Raw genomic sequence first — 3,310 nt, 5'->3', positions numbered from 1 at the left:
ATGGCAGGGCGTCCTGGAATGAACGCTTACTTCCCGGCGATATCCGGAGCCGAGCCATGTACCGCTTCGAAAATAGCGGCTTCGGTGCCAATGTTTGCGCCCGGTGCTAGCCCTAGGCCGCCGATCAGCCCGGCACAGAGATCCGAAAGAATATCACCAAACAAATTGGTTGTGACAATAACGTCGAACTGATGAGGATTCATCACCAATTGCATACAGGCGTTATCGACAATCATTTCCTGGAATTCAATATCCGTATATTCTTGTGCCACCTCACGGGCTACATCAAGGAATAGCCCCGAACTGGTCTTGATAATGTTGGCCTTGTGCACAGCCGTAACTTTTTGCCGCCCCCGCTGACGTGCCAATTCGAAGGCATAGCGCGCGATGCGCTCGGACCCCTTGCGGGTAACCCGGACGCTGGAGAGTGCCGTCTCTCCATCATCGGTGAGGCTCTGCCCATCGGAAAGATAAGCACCCTCGGTATTCTCGCGCACCATGATCAAGTCAATGTTTTCATAGCGCGAGCGAGTCCCAGGGAAGCTGATCGCAGGGCGAACATTGGCATAAAGGTCAAATTCACGGCGCAACTGGACATTCAGGGAGGTAAACCCACCGCCGACAGGTGTCATCAAAGGGCCTTTCAGGGCTATGCGATGCCTCCTGATCGCTTCGATCGTTTCATCAGGCATTGGCTGGCCATGCTTGTCCAGCGCAGTCAGCCCAGCATCCAGAAATTCATAATCCAGCCCGCAGTCCAGCGCACTCAGGACGCGCAGTGTGGCCTCCATGATTTCGGGACCTATGCCGTCGCCTTTCAGTACTGCAATCGTCTGGCTCATTGAGATACCTCAGTGTTTGTTGCGATCCATTTCGTTTCGCTCATGATACCAACGTAGCGCGACGACCTTGGCCCACTGCCAGTCTTTGCAGTACGTCAGCACTCCTTTGTCCTTTCGAATGCCTGCACGACGCAGTTTGACGATAATCCGCGTAGGCAACCCCATCAGAATTAGCGCTATTCCCTCGCGATGCATTTCGTCGATTAGCGACTGGAGTGCGACGATGGCTGTACCATCCATGCTGGGTACGTTGCGCATGTCAATAAGCACAATCTGAACGTTACGATCGACCAGATGCAGTGATGTGAGGGCTTTCTCGGCTACCCCGAAGAACAATGGCCCATTGATTTCGTAAACGGCCACTTCTGGAGGCAGCCCGTTGATCGTAGGGTTATTCTCGATCTCGATGCGATCGGTTGTGGTCAGCAAGGCCATGCGCCGAATAAACAGTGCTGCCGCCAATCCCATGCCGACAGCGACGGCCAGAACCATGTCAAACAGAACGGTCAGGCCGAAGCAGATAATAAGAATGGCTACGTCTCCAGGAGGCGCCGACCGCATGGTATGCAGGAAATGACGCGCTTCGCTCATGTTCCAGGCAATGATGAATAGCAGCGCCGCGAGGGCAGCCATGGGCACGAGGCCCAGCAACCCTGCGAGAGCGATGACCGCCAACAGCACCACTATCGAATGCACCACTGCCGCGATGGGTGAACGAGCGCCACTTCGAATGTTGGTCGCTGTCCGGGCAATGGCCGCCGTGGCCGTGATACCGCCGAAGAGTGGCGCGATGATATTGCCCAGCCCTTGGCCAATCAGCTCGGCGTTGGGGTCATGCTTGGTCTTTGTCAGGCCATCCGATACCACCGCGCACAGCAGTGACTCGATGGCTCCCAGCATGGCAATGGCGAAGGCAGGCCCTAGCAGAGCGCGAATCAGTTCGAAATTCAGTTCAAGGGGTTCTCCATAGGGTCCCGGTAATAGCCAAGGAGCCATGAAGGAAGGCGCTATAGGGGGTATACCAATACCCGTCTCGCCATTAGCCTCCCAAGTAAAACGAGAGGCAATCGTCTCAACGGCAGGCGCGCCCGTGCTACCAAACCACTGATTGGCACCGTAAGCGGCAATAGCCCCAACGATTAACCCGATAAGGGGGGCAGGGATGGGTATGTGCAATCGCGGCCATAGCAACATGACAATGAGAGCAAATGCCCCAATGCCGAATTCGAGAGGGTTGAGAGTGGGCAGCGAGGTGACGATCCGCCCCAGGTTTTCGACAAAATGCTCACCGAGCTGCCCGACGCTCAGCCCCAGAAAGTCGGGGACCTGCAGTACCGCGATGACAACCGCAATCCCCGCGGTGAAGCCCAGAACCACGGGATAGGGTACGAACTCGATCAGGCGTCCCATTCGGGTAACCCCCAAGACCACCAGAATGATGCCGGCCATCATCGAGGCGATAAGCAATCCACCGAGACCGTACTGCTGAACAATCGGGAAAAGAATAACGACAAAAGCGGCCGTCGGGCCTGAGACATTGAAACGAGCGCCACCGGTAAGCGCGATAATGGCCCCGGCCACAATGGCTGTGTAGAGGCCGTGCTGAGGAGGAACGCCCGTAGCGATCGCCAATGCCATCGACAGAGGCACAGCCACAGTACCGATGGTGAGGCCAGCCATCACATCTTGGCGTAAATCCGAGAGACCGTAACCTTCCCGCCATGCAGCGCGAAGACCTGTGGAGATGCTGGGCAGCTTAACTGAAAACCGTTGGCGCGACATACGATAGCCCTCGCTGCAATGCACCCTCGCCATGGCAGCGTCGACCGGAGCATTTGGCGTAAGGAGCAGAAAACATGTTAATGACATTAACATACTGTTATAATGTACGGCAACCGAACGATGCCATATTTTCAGAGAGAATGATGTTAAGGCATTGCGATATGAGAACAGCAACATTAACATCAGATGTTAATGTCATGAGGGGAATGCCAATGGAAAAGAAAACTGCTCGCCTCACGCTGCTCATAGACCCCAAAAAGAAACAAGCTTTTGAGCAGCTATGCGCTTTACAGGATCTGACTCCTTCGCAAGTTGTCCGGCAGCTGATACGTGATTATCTACATAAGCATGGAGTGGAGTACGAAACACAGATGACCAAAGATGGAAAAAACACCCCGGGCTGAAATTTGGTGAGGCAACAATTTCTATCCAAGCTAGCAATTTTCCTGCCGACCTCATGCACCTATATATCCTCTAATGGACCCGCTATGCATAACCTATGGATTCCCGTTGTCGCCATTTTCGCCGTTGCCGGCATGATCTTCGGTGGTCAGGCCTATTCCGAGGCTCAACGTGATGCTCACATCGCCGCGACCATAGCCGGACGCCTCGACAGCCAGGGATCGGTCGAGATTTCCCACCTCGCGCGGGTCAATAAGGGTTATGTGTCAGGTCCCGGGTGATTG

3 protein-coding genes and 1 pseudogene are annotated in these 3,310 nt (G+C 54.8%); 2 read left to right on the top strand and 2 right to left on the bottom strand.

Going from position 1 to position 3,310, the window contains the following annotated elements:
* Window positions 1–29: 29 nt before the first annotated feature.
* Both CCD76_RS18940 and dauA read right to left on the bottom strand, forming a co-directional pair.
* Window positions 30–842, bottom strand: a pseudogene (locus CCD76_RS18940) (isocitrate/isopropylmalate family dehydrogenase); the annotation flags it as partial.
* Between the two features lie 9 nt (window positions 843–851).
* Window positions 852–2,624 (bottom strand): C4-dicarboxylic acid transporter DauA, encoded by a 1,773-nt coding sequence (gene dauA, locus CCD76_RS18935; protein WP_087721048.1) that lies wholly within the window; start codon window positions 2,622–2,624, stop codon window positions 852–854.
* A 74-nt stretch (window positions 2,625–2,698) separates the two neighbouring features.
* Here dauA and CCD76_RS20530 point away from each other — a divergent pair, with 74 nt between their 5' ends.
* Together CCD76_RS20530 and CCD76_RS18925 are read left to right on the top strand one after the other, a co-directional pair.
* A complete protein-coding gene (locus tag CCD76_RS20530; protein ID WP_256961395.1) occupies window positions 2,699–3,028 on the top strand; it encodes a hypothetical protein in 330 nt (109 codons plus the stop codon).
* An 84-nt stretch (window positions 3,029–3,112) separates the two neighbouring features.
* Entirely contained in the window at window positions 3,113–3,307 is a 195-nt protein-coding gene (locus CCD76_RS18925) for a hypothetical protein (protein WP_087721046.1), read from the top strand.
* Window positions 3,308–3,310: the final 3 nt, after the last annotated feature.

It is taken from the genome of Salinicola salarius, from assembly GCF_002179555.1.
GTDB classification, from domain to species: Bacteria; Pseudomonadota; Gammaproteobacteria; order Pseudomonadales; family Halomonadaceae; genus Salinicola; species Salinicola salarius_A.
This window is presented reverse-complemented; position numbering and strand designations above follow the sequence as displayed.